12 protein-coding genes are annotated in these 13,511 nt (G+C 71.5%); 5 read left to right on the top strand and 7 right to left on the bottom strand.

The window, feature by feature from the left end:
- Nucleotides 1–6 precede the first annotated feature (6 nt).
- Together AB0M67_RS21000 and AB0M67_RS20995 are read right to left on the bottom strand one after the other, a co-directional pair.
- Nucleotides 7–591: a carbonic anhydrase gene (locus AB0M67_RS21000; protein WP_365747496.1), complete on the bottom strand. Its 585-nt coding sequence runs from the start codon at nucleotides 589–591 to the stop codon at nucleotides 7–9.
- A 601-nt stretch (nucleotides 592–1,192) separates the two neighbouring features.
- Nucleotides 1,193–1,948 carry an SIS domain-containing protein gene (locus AB0M67_RS20995; RefSeq protein ID WP_365747494.1) on the bottom strand — a complete coding sequence of 252 codons (756 nt, stop codon included), beginning with the start codon at nucleotides 1,946–1,948 and terminating at the stop codon, nucleotides 1,193–1,195.
- 322 nt (nucleotides 1,949–2,270) lie between these two features.
- Between AB0M67_RS20995 and AB0M67_RS20990 the strand changes: the two genes are divergently transcribed.
- Nucleotides 2,271–2,963 (top strand): metal-dependent transcriptional regulator, encoded by a 693-nt coding sequence (locus AB0M67_RS20990; protein WP_365747493.1) that lies wholly within the window; start codon nucleotides 2,271–2,273, stop codon nucleotides 2,961–2,963.
- A gap of 782 nt (nucleotides 2,964–3,745) precedes the next feature.
- Entirely contained in the window at nucleotides 3,746–4,609 is an 864-nt protein-coding gene (locus AB0M67_RS20985; protein ID WP_365747491.1) for an alpha/beta hydrolase, read from the top strand.
- A 50-nt stretch (nucleotides 4,610–4,659) separates the two neighbouring features.
- Here AB0M67_RS20985 and AB0M67_RS20980 read toward each other — a convergent pair whose 3' ends face one another.
- The 3 genes from AB0M67_RS20980 to AB0M67_RS20970 all read right to left on the bottom strand — a co-directional run bounded on the left by AB0M67_RS20980 (nucleotide 4,660) and on the right by AB0M67_RS20970 (nucleotide 8,051).
- On the bottom strand, nucleotides 4,660–6,357 hold the full coding sequence (locus tag AB0M67_RS20980) for a transporter (protein ID WP_365747489.1): 1,698 nt from the start codon (nucleotides 6,355–6,357) through the stop codon (nucleotides 4,660–4,662).
- Nucleotides 6,354–7,277 (bottom strand): ABC transporter ATP-binding protein, encoded by a 924-nt coding sequence (locus AB0M67_RS20975; protein WP_365747487.1) that lies wholly within the window; start codon nucleotides 7,275–7,277, stop codon nucleotides 6,354–6,356. Before AB0M67_RS20975 ends, AB0M67_RS20980 begins: the two co-directional genes overlap by 4 nt.
- 87 nt (nucleotides 7,278–7,364) lie before the next feature.
- The gene (locus AB0M67_RS20970; RefSeq protein ID WP_365747867.1) at nucleotides 7,365–8,051 is read right to left on the bottom strand and encodes a bifunctional DNA primase/polymerase; all 687 of its coding nucleotides are present in this window, start codon (nucleotides 8,049–8,051) and stop codon (nucleotides 7,365–7,367) included.
- A 308-nt stretch (nucleotides 8,052–8,359) separates the two neighbouring features.
- On the opposite strand from AB0M67_RS20970, the gene AB0M67_RS20965 reads away from it, so the two are divergent.
- On the top strand, nucleotides 8,360–9,742 hold the full coding sequence (locus AB0M67_RS20965) for a transcriptional regulator (RefSeq protein ID WP_365747485.1): 1,383 nt from the start codon (nucleotides 8,360–8,362) through the stop codon (nucleotides 9,740–9,742).
- Between the two features lie 272 nt (nucleotides 9,743–10,014).
- On the opposite strand, the gene AB0M67_RS20960 is transcribed toward AB0M67_RS20965, so the two are convergent.
- On the bottom strand, nucleotides 10,015–10,476 hold the full coding sequence (locus AB0M67_RS20960; RefSeq protein ID WP_365747483.1) for a hypothetical protein: 462 nt from the start codon (nucleotides 10,474–10,476) through the stop codon (nucleotides 10,015–10,017).
- Between the two features lie 33 nt (nucleotides 10,477–10,509).
- Between AB0M67_RS20960 and AB0M67_RS20955 the strand changes: the two genes are divergently transcribed.
- The gene (locus AB0M67_RS20955) at nucleotides 10,510–11,733 is read left to right on the top strand and encodes a hypothetical protein (protein WP_365747482.1); all 1,224 of its coding nucleotides are present in this window, start codon (nucleotides 10,510–10,512) and stop codon (nucleotides 11,731–11,733) included.
- Nucleotides 11,734–11,836: 103 nt separating this feature from the next.
- Nucleotides 11,837–12,115, top strand: a complete 279-nt coding sequence (locus tag AB0M67_RS20950; protein WP_365747480.1) for a 2'-5' RNA ligase family protein — start codon at nucleotides 11,837–11,839, stop codon at nucleotides 12,113–12,115.
- Between the two features lie 48 nt (nucleotides 12,116–12,163).
- Here the strand turns inward: AB0M67_RS20950 and AB0M67_RS20945 are convergent, their stop codons facing one another.
- Nucleotides 12,164–13,444, bottom strand: a complete 1,281-nt coding sequence (locus tag AB0M67_RS20945; protein ID WP_365747865.1) for an ABC transporter substrate-binding protein — start codon at nucleotides 13,442–13,444, stop codon at nucleotides 12,164–12,166.
- Nucleotides 13,445–13,511: the final 67 nt, after the last annotated feature.

Genomic DNA, 13,511 nt, shown 5'->3' with positions numbered 1-13,511 from the left:
CCGCCGTCACAGCGGTCTGAACTCCCCACCCAGCTCGGGCCGGTGGACGCTGATCGCGCCCGTGTCCACTTCGTAGTACCAGGCGTGCAAGGAGAGACGGCCCTCCGCGAGGCGTTCCCGCACGGCGGGGTAGCTCCTGAGGGTGTCGAGCTGGGCCGCCGCGTGGTGCCGCACGGCGTGGGCGAGACCGTGCGCCGACGGCAGCTCGGAGGCACCGAGGCCGAGCCAGCCGCGCACGGCGGGGACGGCCGACAGGTCCTCGCCGCGGACCATGGCGCCCACGGCGCCGCAGTGCGAGTGACCACAGACGACCAGGTCACGGACGTCGAGCACACGCAGCGCGTACTCGATGGTGGCGGTCTCGCCGCTGGGCCGGTCCGCGTCGTACGGGGGGACGATGTTGCCCGCCGTACGCAGCTCGAACAGCTCGCCGGGGCGGGCGCCGGTGATGAGGGAGGGGATGACACGGGAGTCCGAGCAGGTGATGAAGAGCGCTTGCGGCGTCTGCCCCGCCGCGAGATCTCGGAACTCGTCCGGGCGTTCCGCCACTTGCACGGTGAAGGAACGGGCGTTGTCGATGAGGGATTTCATGATGGCCTGCCTCCTGCACCCGCGGGCTTGCCGGGGCGCGGTGTGGTCGGGTCAGTGGGGGGTGAAACGGATATGCGAGAACTGCGGGTTGAGCGAGAGGGTTGAGGCGTGAGGGTCGAGCGTGAGGGTTGAGCGTGAGGGCGTCGCGCCCTGCCGGATCGCGGCAGTCGGGAGGCCGGCGTCGCGGCTGCCCTGCGGTGGTCCGGGCGGCCGGGTCAGGAAGCGGTCGTCCCGCGTCTGACGGTGGACTCGCGGTCCAGTCGGATTCTCACAGCTCGCCCTTTCCGTCCTTCGGTCTTTCTGTGGTGCCGTGCGGGCGTGGCAGTACGTGCCGACGCGTCCGACACGTCGTCAACTCCGATGATGCTGCACCGGAGTCTCCCCTACTTTGCCTGAACATTACTTCTTTGTGAAAGATCAAAATTTCGCCAAGTGCTCCCATGGTGACGCAAAGTTGTGGTTCCTGGGCATGGGAACGGGCTGGGGCCTGCGGGAATGTCCCCCGCGGGCCCCAGATGTCACTCTGATGTCACTCTCGGTTTCCGGTGAGGCGTGTGTCGCATTTCTTTCTGCACACGCGTCGCTTTACCGTAAATACGTTCTAGTGACGGTAGAAGATCCGGTCGCCGTACTCGGTCATGACCCTGCCATTCCACTCGGTCCCGCCGTCGACATTCCCCGAGCGCAGAAGCGGGGGTTCGATTCCACGTTCGGCCAACTCTCCGGCGGCGGCGGCCATCATCGCCTGCATCAGGGCGCTGGTGACGACGGTCGAGGCCGGCGCGAAGGGAGCCTCGATGCCGTCGGCCGTCAGTTCCGCGTCACCGACCGCGATCTTGCTGTCCAGCACGATGTCGCAGTGGTCCTTGAGATAGGTCCCGGTGAGATGCCGTGACTTGGTCTCCGTCGCGTACGCCACGGACGTCACGCCGATGACCTTCAGCCCCAGCGCCCGCGCGTTCATCGCCATCTCGACGGGCAGCGCGTTGCGTCCGGAGAGGGAGATGATCACCAGCAGGTCCCCGGCGCGGGCGGGGCTGGAGTCGAGCACGGCGCCCGCCAGCCCGTCGACCCGCTCCAGCGCGGAGCCGAGGGTGGCCGGCATGACATCGACGCCGACCACGCCGGGCACGGTGAGCAGATTCATCACGGCGAAGCCGCCGGCCCGGTAGACGACGTCCTGCGCGGCGAGGGAGGAGTGCCCGGCGCCGAAGGCGAAGAGCCGGCCTCCGGCGGCGACGGTGTCGGCGACGGCGGTTCCGGCGGCGGCGACGCCGGCGGACTCCTCGTCGCGTACCCGCTGGAGCAGACCGATCGCCGCATCGAAGAACTGACCGGCCAGGTTGCTCTCGCTCATCGAGGAGGCCCTTCCAGGGTGGGGTTTCAAGGGCGGAACAGGTGGGTGGCGCAGAGGAGGGAGCAGGGGTGGATCAGGGGTGGATCAGCGCTGGAACCGGGGCGGGACGGGGTCGGAGCGGGGGCGGGGCGGGCGCGGGGAATGTCTGTGCCGCGGATCACGTTGAGGTCTGGACCATTGCTCTGTCAATACGGCGACTCGACATGGCTGTCCCGCCGCATCGGGATCCCGCCCCCTTCCGCTCTCCACAGCACGGCACGGTTGTCGGTGGTATGCGTCAGAATTGAGTCAGGGCCAGCGCACGATTTATCGAGGGGCATGTATGTCCGGACTGATCGACACGACGGAGATGTACCTCCGCACCATCCTTGAGCTGGAAGAGGAAGGTGTGGTCCCAATGCGCGCCCGGATCGCGGAGCGGCTCGACCAGAGCGGGCCGACGGTCAGCCAGACCGTGGCCCGGATGGAGCGCGACGGACTGGTGCAGGTCGCGGGTGACCGGCATCTGGAGCTGACGGAAGAAGGACGCCGGCTGGCGACGCGCGTCATGCGCAAGCACAGGCTCGCCGAATGTCTCCTGGTCGATGTGATCGGCCTGGAGTGGGAGCAGGTGCACGCGGAGGCGTGCCGCTGGGAGCATGTGATGAGCGAGGCGGTGGAGCGGCGCGTGCTCGAACTGCTCCGCCACCCGACGGAGTCGCCGTACGGCAACCCGATCCCGGGCCTGGAAGAGCTGGGCGAGAAGGCCGAGGCGGACCCGTTCCTGGATGTGGGGTTGGTGAGCCTCGCCGAGCTGGATCCGGGTGCCGAGGGCAAGACGGTCGTGGTGCGGCGGATCGGTGAGCCCATCCAGACCGATGCCCAGCTGATGTACACGCTGCGGCGCGCGGGCGTACAGCCCGGCTCCGTGGTGAGTGTGACGGAGTCTCCCGGCGGGGTATTGGTCGGGAGCAGTGGCGAGGCCGCGGAGCTTCAGTCCGAGGTGGCGTCGCACGTCTTCGTCGCCAAGCGCTGAGGCGCGCCGGGCCCCGTGCACCGGACCCCGTCGTCGAAGGAGCACCGTCCGTCGTCCGCGTAGGGGGGCGGGCGGGGCTCCGGCGATGGGGCGCTGATCGTGTGCGGACGCGCGCATCCGGCTGTGCGTGCCGGGGGTGCGGGGGTGCGTCCGCGAGGTGGGTGTACCGGGGTGAGCTGAGGCTTCCTGGCAATGGAGTGACTCAGGGGGGCGCTCCGTGGCCGGAGGGTATGCGCTTTCCGGCCTGAGGGGGCGACGGCTGGGCGTTCGCGTGCCAGTCTGTGGCAGAGGCATATGACCTGAGGTGCCGACCGGGGGTGCGGCTCCGGGTCGGTCCGCGGCCGGGAGGGAGCAGGGTGATGCGCCTGTGCGGGGGTGTGCACTGTGTGTCGCGGCTGGCGGACCGTCTGTGCGGACCGGTTCAGCTGTGTGATCCGCGCACTCCGCGCGGGCCCGGCGGTGCGAGCCGGGGTGTTGCGCGAGGGGGCGGCTCCGGCGCCTTTCGGCACCGGAGCCTGTCCTCCCCTGCGCTGACCCGGAGCCCCGAGCTCCCAGGGTCATTCCCCTCGGACCGTCATCCCCGAGCGGCCCGCCTCCCGGTGAAGATCTCCCCCGGGCCGCGTCCGGCAATCCTGGAGCGTGGTCACTCGAACGAGCGGTGTTGCGCGCGGGGATCATGTTTTCGAATGAGAGTTCGATAGTCTGGCATGGCTGGACGCATCGGAACGGGGCCATAGCGGAATCCGACTGACCACTCAGGACCGAAGGGGGTGCCGGGACGCATGGTGCGGCGCATCGATGTAACCGGAGCGGGCGGCGTACGTCTCGCTGCCTGGGAGTTTGCCGACCCGCCCAAGCGACGCGAGGAGACGGAGCGGGCCTCCGGCGTCTTATTGCTGCACGGCCTCATGGGCCGCGCCTCGCACTGGGCGGCCACGGCGCGCTGGCTCTCGGAGCGGCACCGCGCGATCGCGCTCGATCAGCGCGGCCACGGCCGCAGCGACAAGCCCTCCGAGGGGCCGTTCACGCGCGAGGCGTACGTGGCCGACGCCGAGGCCGCGATCGAACAGCTCGGGCTGGCTCCCGTCACACTCGTCGGCCACTCGATGGGCGCGCTCACCGCCTGGCAGCTCGCCGCCAAGCGCCCCGATCTGGTCCGGGCCCTGATCATCTGTGACATGCGGGCCTCGGCGCTGGGGGCGGCGTCCCAGCGGGAGTGGGCGGACTGGTTCCGGGCCTGGCCCGTTCCGTTCGCGACGCTCGCCGACGTACGGAAGTGGTTCGGCGAGGACGACCCCTGGGTGGAGCGTCCCACGCCGGCGCGCGGCGAGTTCTTCGCCGAGGTGATGAAGGAGTGCGCGGACGGCTGGCGTCCGGTCTTCGCACGTCGCCAGATGCTGACGTCCCGGGAGACCTGGGTCCATGACGCGCACTGGGAGGAGCTGGCGCAGGTCCAGTGCCCCACCCTGGTGGTCCGCGGTCTGGACGGCGAGCTGGGCCGCGCGGAGGCGCAGGAAATGGTGCGGGTGCTGCCGCGCGGCCAGTACGCGGAGGTGACGGACGCGGGTCATCTCGCCCATTACGACCAGCCGGAGGCCTGGCGGGCGGCGATCGAACCGTTCCTGGACGGCGTGCTGACGCCCTGATGTGACGGTCACGTCGGGCGGGGGGGCGGGGGAGGGCGGCTCGGGCGCCGTCAGCCCTTGCTGACCGCCGTGAGGATCTCCGGTAGCCGCGCCGCCGTCCGAGGAGCCGCCAGCCGGAGGCCGCCCGCCACCGCCAGGGCCCCGTACGCCGTACCGGCCGGGAGCAGCAGCCACGCCCATTCGTCCGCGCCGGAGACATGGACCCAGATCGCCAGCGCGAGCACGGGCGCGCACAGCAGTGCCGCGCCGAGCATGCCGCCGAGGATCGAGATCCAGGCGAGTCCGGCCTGGCCAGGGGCGACGTTCTTGTAGCCGCTGTCCTGCGGTATCGAGTACGGGAAGCGCGCCGAGGCGACCGCGCCCGTCGCCAGCATCGCGCCGAGCAGCGCGAAGGACAGTCCGAGCGCCTCGGGCAGGGCCTGCCAGTCGCCCAGCAGCGCCGCCGTGGCCACGGTCACCAGCGCCGAGTACGGCAGCGTGATCACCAGCAGCGCCAGCGCACGCGCGCGCAGTTCGAGATAGGCGTCCCGTGTCGAGGAGATCGTCAGGGCCACCATCCAGAAGGCGGAGGTGTCCTGGCCGAACTGGTTGTACATCTGGATGCCGAGCATGCCGGCCGCGAAGCACGCGAAGTAGATCGTGCCCGTGCCCTGGAGCGCGTTGAACAGCGGCACGATCAGGCCGATGGCCAGCGAGGTCACCCAGGCCGCCTTGGTCTTCGGGTCGCGCCACACGTAGCGCAGACTGCGGAGCATCACCGTGCCCGTACGCCCCTCGGGCAGCAGCCGCCCCGGCTGCCACACCGACTCCTTGCGGGCCGGTTCCGCCGCCGCGAGCGTCGAGCCGTCGGGGGCGGTCATCAGCTTCACCAGCGACCGCCGCCACGCGTACAGCAGGGCCGCCAGCGCGGCCACCGTCAGCAGCAGCTGGGCCACGGCCCGCCCGTACGCGCCCTCGCTCACCGACTCCACCGCGCCCAGCGCGGACGCGGGCGGGAGCCACCGGATGACCCGCGCCGCCGGATCGAGCGCGGCGAGCCCGCCCGCGTCCCCGAGCCGCTGGGCGCCGAAGTTGACGACCTGGATGCCCACCGCGATCACCAGACCGCTCAGGACGGCCAAATCACGGCCCTTGCGCGAGGTCAGCAGCCGGATATTGGCCGTCGCGACGGCGCGCGCCAGCGCCACGCACATGAGCAGGACCAGCGGCACGGCCAGGACCGAGACGGCCACGGCCGCCGCGCCGTGGGCCGTCGCCGTCGCCGAGCCGACCGCCAGGCAGAGCGTGAAGAGCGGTCCGATCCCCACCAGCGACGCCGCGAGCAGCGCCCCGACCAGCGGTCGCGGGCGCAGCGGCAGCATCACCAGCCGGGTCGGGTCGAGCGTCTCGTCGCCGCCGGGGAAGAAGAGCGGCATCACGGCCCAGCCCAGTGCCAGCAGCGCGGTCAGCAGCACGACCAACGTGCCCGCGTGCTCGTTTCCGCGCAGCAGGAGGAGGCCGAGGAACTGCGCCGCGGCGAGGAGCAGCGCGAGGACCGCCGACGCGATGTACGCGACCGCCCGGCCCGAGGACTGCCGCAGCCCGTTGCGCAGGAGGGAGAGCTTCAGCCGTACGAAGACGGGCGTGAGTGGGACGGGTGCGAGCGGGACGGGCGTGAGCGGGACGGGTGCGAGGGGGACGGGTGCGAGCGGGCTCGTGCCGGACGCTCCGGACGCTCCGGTCGCGGGGTTGTTCTCGGCCATGTTCATCGCGCGCCACCCAGCCAGTCCAGCGACTCCCCGGCGCCGCGTCCCTGCGCGCCCACCAGCTCCAGGAAGGCGTTCTGGAGGGAGGACGCGGCACCCCGTACCTCTTCGAGGGTGCCCTGTGCGCGGATACGGCCCGCCACCATCACGGCGACCCAGTCGCACAGCGACTCGACCAGCTCCATCACATGGCTGGAGAAGACGACGGTCGCGCCCGAGTCCGTATAGCGCTCAAGGACGCCGCGGATCGTCTGCGCGGAGACCGGGTCGACGCCTTCGAACGGCTCGTCCAGGAAGAGCACCTGGGGGTTGTGGAGCAGCGCTGCCGCGAGGCCGATTTTCTTTCGCATACCTGTCGAGTAGTCGACAACGAGTTTGTGCTGCGCGCCCGCCAGATCCAGTACGTCGAGAAGCTGAGTGGCCCGTTTGTCGACCTCGGCGCCCGGCAGCCCCCGCAGCCGCCCGGTGTAGCCGAGGAGTTCCCGCCCGGAGAGCCGCTCGAAGAGCCTCAGCCCCTCCGGCAGGACCCCGATCCGCGCCTTGACCTCGACGGGGTCCCGCCAGACGTCGTGTCCGGCGACCCGTACCCGCCCCTGGTCGGGCCGGAGGAGGCCGGTGACCATGGACAGGGTCGTGGTCTTGCCCGCGCCGTTCCGTCCGACCAGGCCGATGAACTGGCCCGCGGGCAGTTCGAGGTCGATGCCGGCGACGGCGATGTGCTCGCCGAAGCGCTTCCACAGCCCTTCGACCTGAACGGCGGGCTCGGCGCGGGCGGCCGGCTCGGCGCGGGCGGCCGGCCCGGCGCCGATGGGCTCCGTACCGGCGGTCGCCGCTGTCGGCCGCGCGCCGTCTGCCCTCTCGGCCCTCTCGGCCCTCTCGGCCGGTGTCCGATCCCGTGCCTGGTCCCGTGCCTGGTCCGGCATCGCGCACCGCCTTTCGATATCTCGTACAGATGTCCCCGTACCGCTACGGGGACCACCTTAAGTACGGGCGCGATGTATGGGCGCCGCCTATGCGCGGCGGGCCCGCTCCGCGGCGGCCTCCCGTCCGCACGCGTACGCCAGGGGACTCATCAGCTCCTCGACGTCCGGCAGCCAGCGGTTGGCGTGCGTGGGGTGGCGCGCCCACTGGACCGCGCCGCTGCCGCCGATCCGCGTCGGCGGGGCCGCCACGTACTCCCCCTCGCCCCGGGTGACCAGGTCGATCGTCTCGGGCGTCCAGCCCAGCCTCCGTACGAGATCCTTCACCTTGAGCACCGCCCCGGGCAGTACGAAGAACAGCATCCGCCGGTCCGGGGTGCGGGTCACCGGCCCGAGCGTCAGCTCCATCCGCTCCATCCGGGCCAGTGCCAGGAAGCCGGCGGACTCCGGTACGTCGAGCGCGTCGAAGGTGCGTCCCGTCGGCAGCAGGACCGATGCCCCGGGCTGTTTCGACCACAGTCTGCGCGCCGCGACCGCGCTGCCCGTCGCCTGGGCCGCCCAGTCGGGACCGGTCGCGTGCGCCCCCGGCGCAGGGCAGTCGGGCCGCTCGCACGAGCACATCTCCCGGCCGTCCGCCGCCTCCAGCCAGGTACCGGGGAACACGTCCCAGTGCCGCTCTTCCGCGTACCGCACCGCGCTGTCCAGCAGCAGGTCGCCCCGCTGCTGAGGGATGTGCGCGGTGCCCGTCACTCCGATGGTCTCTTCCACGAACAGCACAACTACCGCCGCCACCACGGGTTACGGGGTGCCCGTTACCACGCCGGGGAACATCCGCCCTGCATGCGGGGCGCATGGATGCATGGGCGGGGGCGCGCGGGAAGGGGTGGGCCGGTAAGGGGGTAGCCACCCTCGGGGGTCCGACAACATATGGGCAACGCGGGCGGCACGGGGGCGAGCCCCGTCGTGTTTACCGAAGTTTTCTGAGAATCCTCGAATTTTTCCGTTATCACCGAACATGTGCATTCTTTGCATATGTGATGGGCAGTGTTCAGCGAGCTGATCACTGCGGCCACAGGGGGTATCCATTGGCAGCCAGACCACTCGTCGCGCGCCAGCCGAACGAACGGCTCCAGGCGCTCATTCAGGAGGCTGCGTGTTCCAACGCCGGGCTCGCCCGGCGCGTCAACATGGTCGGCGCGGAGCGCGGGTTGGACCTGCGCTACGACAAGACCTCGGTGGCGCGCTGGTTACGGGGACAGCAGCCGCGCGGCCGGGCCCCGGGCGTCATCGCCGAGGCGCTGGGCCGGAAGCTGGGCCGTACGGTCACGATCGACGAGATCGGGATGGCGAACGGCAAGAATCTCGCCTCGGGCGTCGGCCTGCAGTTCTCGCCCACTGTCATGGGCGCGATCGAACAGGCCTGTGAGCTGTGGCGCAGCGATGTGGGCCGCCGTGACTTCCTCTCCGGCTCCGCGGTGGCGTCCTCGGCGCTCGTCGAGCCCAGCAGGGACTGGCTGATCACGGGCGCGGACCCGGCCGTCGCGCGCAACACCGGTGCGCGGGTGGGGGATTCGGATGTCGAGGCGGTACGGGCCATGACCGCGGCCCTCATCGATCTGGACCACCGTTTCGGCAGCGGCCATGTTCGTCCCGTCGTCGTCCACTATCTGAACAGCGTGGTCTCGGGCCTGCTCGCCGGTTCGTACCGGGAGTCGGTCGGCCGGCGGCTCTTCGCGGCGGTCTCCCGACTGACCGAGCTGGCCGGTTATATGGCGATCGACACGGGTCAGCCGGGTCTCGCCCAGCGCTACTACATCCAGGCGCTGCGGCTTGCCCAGGCGTCAGGGGACCGCGGCTACGGCGGCTATGTGCTGGCCGCGTCGATGAGTCATCTGGCGGCGCAGCTCGGAAACCCGCGCGAGATCGCGCAGTTGGCGCGGGCGGCGCAGGAAGGGGCGCGCGGGCAGGTGGCGCCGCGGGCGCAGGCCATGTTCTACGCGGCCGAGGCCCGGGGACACGCGCTGATGGGCGACGCCCGCACCTGCGAGGCGGTTGTCGGCCGGGCGATCACCACGCTGGAGCGCTCGGGCGACGCCTCGGGCGACGACCCGGACTGGATCGCGCATTTCGATCACGCGTATCTCGCCGACGAGTTGGCGCACTGCTACCGCGATCTGGGCCGGCCGGAGGCGGCGGCCCGGCATGCCGAGGACTCGTTGGCGGGCCATCCCGAGTCACGGGCCAGACGGCGGGCGATCGGACTCGTCCTGCTGGCCACGTCCCAGGTCCAGCAGCGGGAGGTCGAGGAGGCATGCCGGACCGGCACACGCGCGGTGGAGCTGCTGGGCACGCTGCGCTCCAGCCGGGGCGCGGAGTATCTCGACGATCTCCAGCAGCGGCTGGAGCCGTACGCCAACGAGCCCGCGGTACGGGAGTTCGGGGCGCGGCTGGAGATCCAGGCGGCATGAGCGCGCCAGGTCCTGCCCGGTCGGTCTTCGTGGCCCACGCTTCGTGGCCCACGAGGGCCGACCGGACAGGACCTGGCGGAGCCCCGTGCGGGTGGCGCCGTGTGGGCGGCGTGGGGGGCGCGTGGGGGTGGCGTGAGGGTGATCAAGTCCGGGGCGGGACGGGCGAATTCGGACCCGTAATCAGCGTCTTGGGAGGATGAGTTGTTACAGGGCCGACGCGCGTGGCAGTGGCCGCGATTCACCCGGTAGCGTGAGCCGACGATTCGGTAGGTCTACACGTTCCACACGTAGGAGTCCTGGTGACGCACAGCGGACAAGGGGATGAGCCGCAGCACCCCGCCGCTCGCCCCGCGCACGAAGGCGTAGTGCTGCCCAGCGACGGCAGCGGGCCCTGGGTTCCCGGCTCGGCCGCGGACCAGGACCGGGTCGTGCCGACCGGCGGGCAGCCGTGGGGAGGGCCCTGGGGCCCCCAGGACGGCCACCAGGAGCAGCCCGGGTACGGCGGCGGCGCGCCGTCGGCCCCGCAGGGCGCACCGCAGTCGTACGGAGGGACCTACGGCCCGTCGTACGGGCAGCCGTACGAGCCGCAGCAGGGGCAGCAGCCGCAGCAGGGGCAGCAGGGCGGCGCCCCGCTCCCGCCGGCCCAGGGGCAGCAGGCCCCGGGACAGCCGTACGCGCCGTACCAGCAGTACCCGCAGGACCAGCAGTACCCGCAGGGGCAGCAGCTTTCGCACGGGCAGCAGCTTCCGCCCGCGCAGCCCGGGCCCTTGCCGCAGCCGCTTCCTCCGGCACAGCCCCACGCGCAGCCGTTGCCGCTGCCCGCCGAGGCGCCCGCGTCCGCGCCCGGCAGCGCGGACGCGACGCAGTATCTGCCGCCGGTGCCCGCGATGGGGGACTCGGACGCCACGCAGTTCATCGCACCGGTCCCGCCGGGCCCCGGCATGCTGCCGCCGGAGAGCGCCGCGGAGGCCACGCAGTACCTGCCGTCCGCCGCGCCGCCTCCGCAGGGCTCGGACGCGGACGCCACGCAGTTCATCGCACCCGTCCCGGCGCAGAACGCCCCGGCCGCGCCTCCCGGGGCCCCGTACGGCATCCGGCCCGGGGCTCCCGGCGACCGCCAGCCGCCCGCGGAGTTCGACAACCTCTTCCGTACGGACGGGCCGGGCGCGGGGCAGGGCGCGGAGTCGACGCAACAGATGACCCAGTTCGACGCGGGCCGGGGCCCGCGCCCGCCCCGGCAGCGTCAGCCGTACGGTTACCCGCAGCCGCCGGTCCAGCACCAGCCACCGCAGGGGCCGCCCCAGGGTCCGCCTCAGGCGTCTTCCCAAGGACCGTCCCAGCCCCGGGGCGCCGGACGCCGCAAGTCGTCCCGGGCCCCCATGATCGCGGCCGTCGTCGTCGGCTGCGCCGCCCTCGGCCTGGGCGCGGGCGCGCTGATGAGCAGCGGCGGCGACTCGCCCCAGGGCGACGACAGCAAGACGGTGGCATCGGCGAGTTCGCCCAGCACCGAACCCTCCACCCAGGCCGCCCCGGATCCGGTCAAGCAACAGGCCGAGTCGCTCGACAAGCTCCTCGCGGACAGCAACAACAGCCGCTCGGCGGTCATCAGCGCGGTCGAGGACATCAAGTCCTGCGACAACCTGGACCAGGCGGCCACCGACCTGCACGGGGCGGCCGAACAGCGCAGGGGACTGGTGACCGCACTGGAGGCGCTGACGCTCGACAAGCTGCCGAACCACACCGAGCTGACGTCCTCCCTCACCGACGCCTGGCAGGCCTCCGCCTCCGCGGACGACCACTACGCGGCGTGGGCCAAGCAGGCCAAGGGCAAGAAGGGCTGCAAGGACGGCCGCGCACGGACCACCTCGCAGGCGGCCAAGGGAAACCAGGCGAGCGGCGAGGCCACGGCGGCCAAGCAGAAGGCGTCGGGCCTGTGGAACGGCATCGCGAAGAAGTACGGCCTGACGGAGCGCGCCCCGACTCAGCTGTAGCCCTTGGCGGCGCCTCACCGCCCGCCGACGCCGTCCGGGCCGCCAGGGTCGTCCGGGTCGCCGGTTACCGACTCGGCGCCCGGCGGACAGCCGCCGGGACCCTGTGTCGCCGGACGATCCGCCACGGGCCGTTCGCGACGCGATCCGGGCGGCGATCGAGGCCGTCCTCACCGAAGTACCTGAGCGGGCGGAGGGGTTCCGGCCTCATGTCTCGGTGGCGTACAGCAACGGTGACGGCCCTGCGGCGGCTCTCCTTGAGACGCTCGGCGCGGCGCACGTTCCGTCGGCCCACGCGCGGATAGAGGCGGCCGAGCTGATCGTGCTGCACCGCGACAACCGCATGTACGAATGGCAGCCGTACGCCACTGTGGAACTCGGCTGAGCCTCACACGTACGCCCCCCGGCCCGGGGAAGCGCGGCCGGACAGGACCTAGTGCGAGCCGTTCAGCGTCTGGCCCACGTTCACGAAGCCCTTCTTCTCCGCCACCAGCTTTCCGTCGCGCACCACTTGGAACGTCACGTTCCCGTTCACGATCCGCGGAAAGCCCGGTGTGCCCAGCATGTCCTCGTAGCGCCAGCGCAGGGGCGGGGTCAGGCCGCCCGTGTCGACGCGTACCCCGCGGTCCAGGGTGTCCGCGATCTTGCCCGGCGTGATCGTTTCGCTGTTGATCGTCTCGATCACCGCCTTGAGGGTGGTGTACGCGATCCAGGTGGTCTGGGCGCCCGGGTCGGCCGGGTCGATGTCGTTGTCGCCGAAGGCGAACTTGTCGATCATGTCGCGCATCGGCTTCCACGCCGGGTCGCTCGACACCGGGTACCAGCCGGTGAGGTACGCCCCCTCGAAGGGGCCGTTCTTGCCGCCCGTGCGGTTGATCAGCGGCTGGCCGACGCTGCCGAGGACCGAGGAGACGCGGATGTCGAGGCCGTCCTCGGGGAGGCGTCGGTAGGAGTCGAAGAAGGTCTCCGTGCGGTCGCCGAGCACCGCGGTGACACAGCCGCCGTCCTCGGCGCTCTCGCGGGCGCGGCCGGCCTGGCCGGTGTAGTTGGTGGCGTCCTCCGCCGCGCGGACGTCGGTGGCCGGGCCGCGTTTGCCCTTGGCCAGGCCCGAGTTGAGCAGCTCGGGCAGATCGTCGCCCGAGATGGTGTCGGGCCGTACGAGCGCGGTTCTGTCGCAGTTACGGGCCAGTTGGAGGCCGTTGCCCGCGAGGAGCGCGGCCTGGCCGCCGTTGACGGGGTAGGAGAGGAAGCTCGTGAACTCCTCCTCCGTGACGCCGTATCCGCCGATGTACGGGATCGACGCGGCCTCCAGCGGCGCCATGAACTCCCGGCCGTGCTGGCTGTACGAGCCGACGACCGCGACGGCCTTCTCCTTCACCGCCCGGCGCGCGCACTCGGCGGCGCCCGCGCTGTCGTTGCGCTCGTTGCAGGTCAGCACGCGCAGCTCATGGCCGTCGATGCCGCCGGACGCGTTGACCCAGCGGGCGTACGCCTTGGCCATGGCGGGCATACCGGGCAAATTGGTGGCATTGGTACCGACCGGCGCCCAGGTCATGACCGTGACAGGCTCTCTGGAGCCCCCCGAGTCGCCAGGTAGAACGCCACAGCCGGTCAGCAGGGGGAGGAGCGAAACACCGGCCGCCGTCATGCAGAGGGCGCGGACCACACCCGACTGGAAGGGGCGGAGGGAGGAGGAGCGTCGCCTACCGGTCATAGTCATGCAGACTTCCGCCCTCCGAGTAACGCCGGAGTGAGCGTGGTTCAACGTTCGGTGTCCTGGA

The sequence above is a fragment of the Streptomyces sp. NPDC051662 genome, from assembly GCF_040681655.1.
Taxonomy (GTDB): Bacteria; Actinomycetota; Actinomycetes; order Streptomycetales; family Streptomycetaceae; genus Streptomyces.
This window is presented reverse-complemented; position numbering and strand designations above follow the sequence as displayed.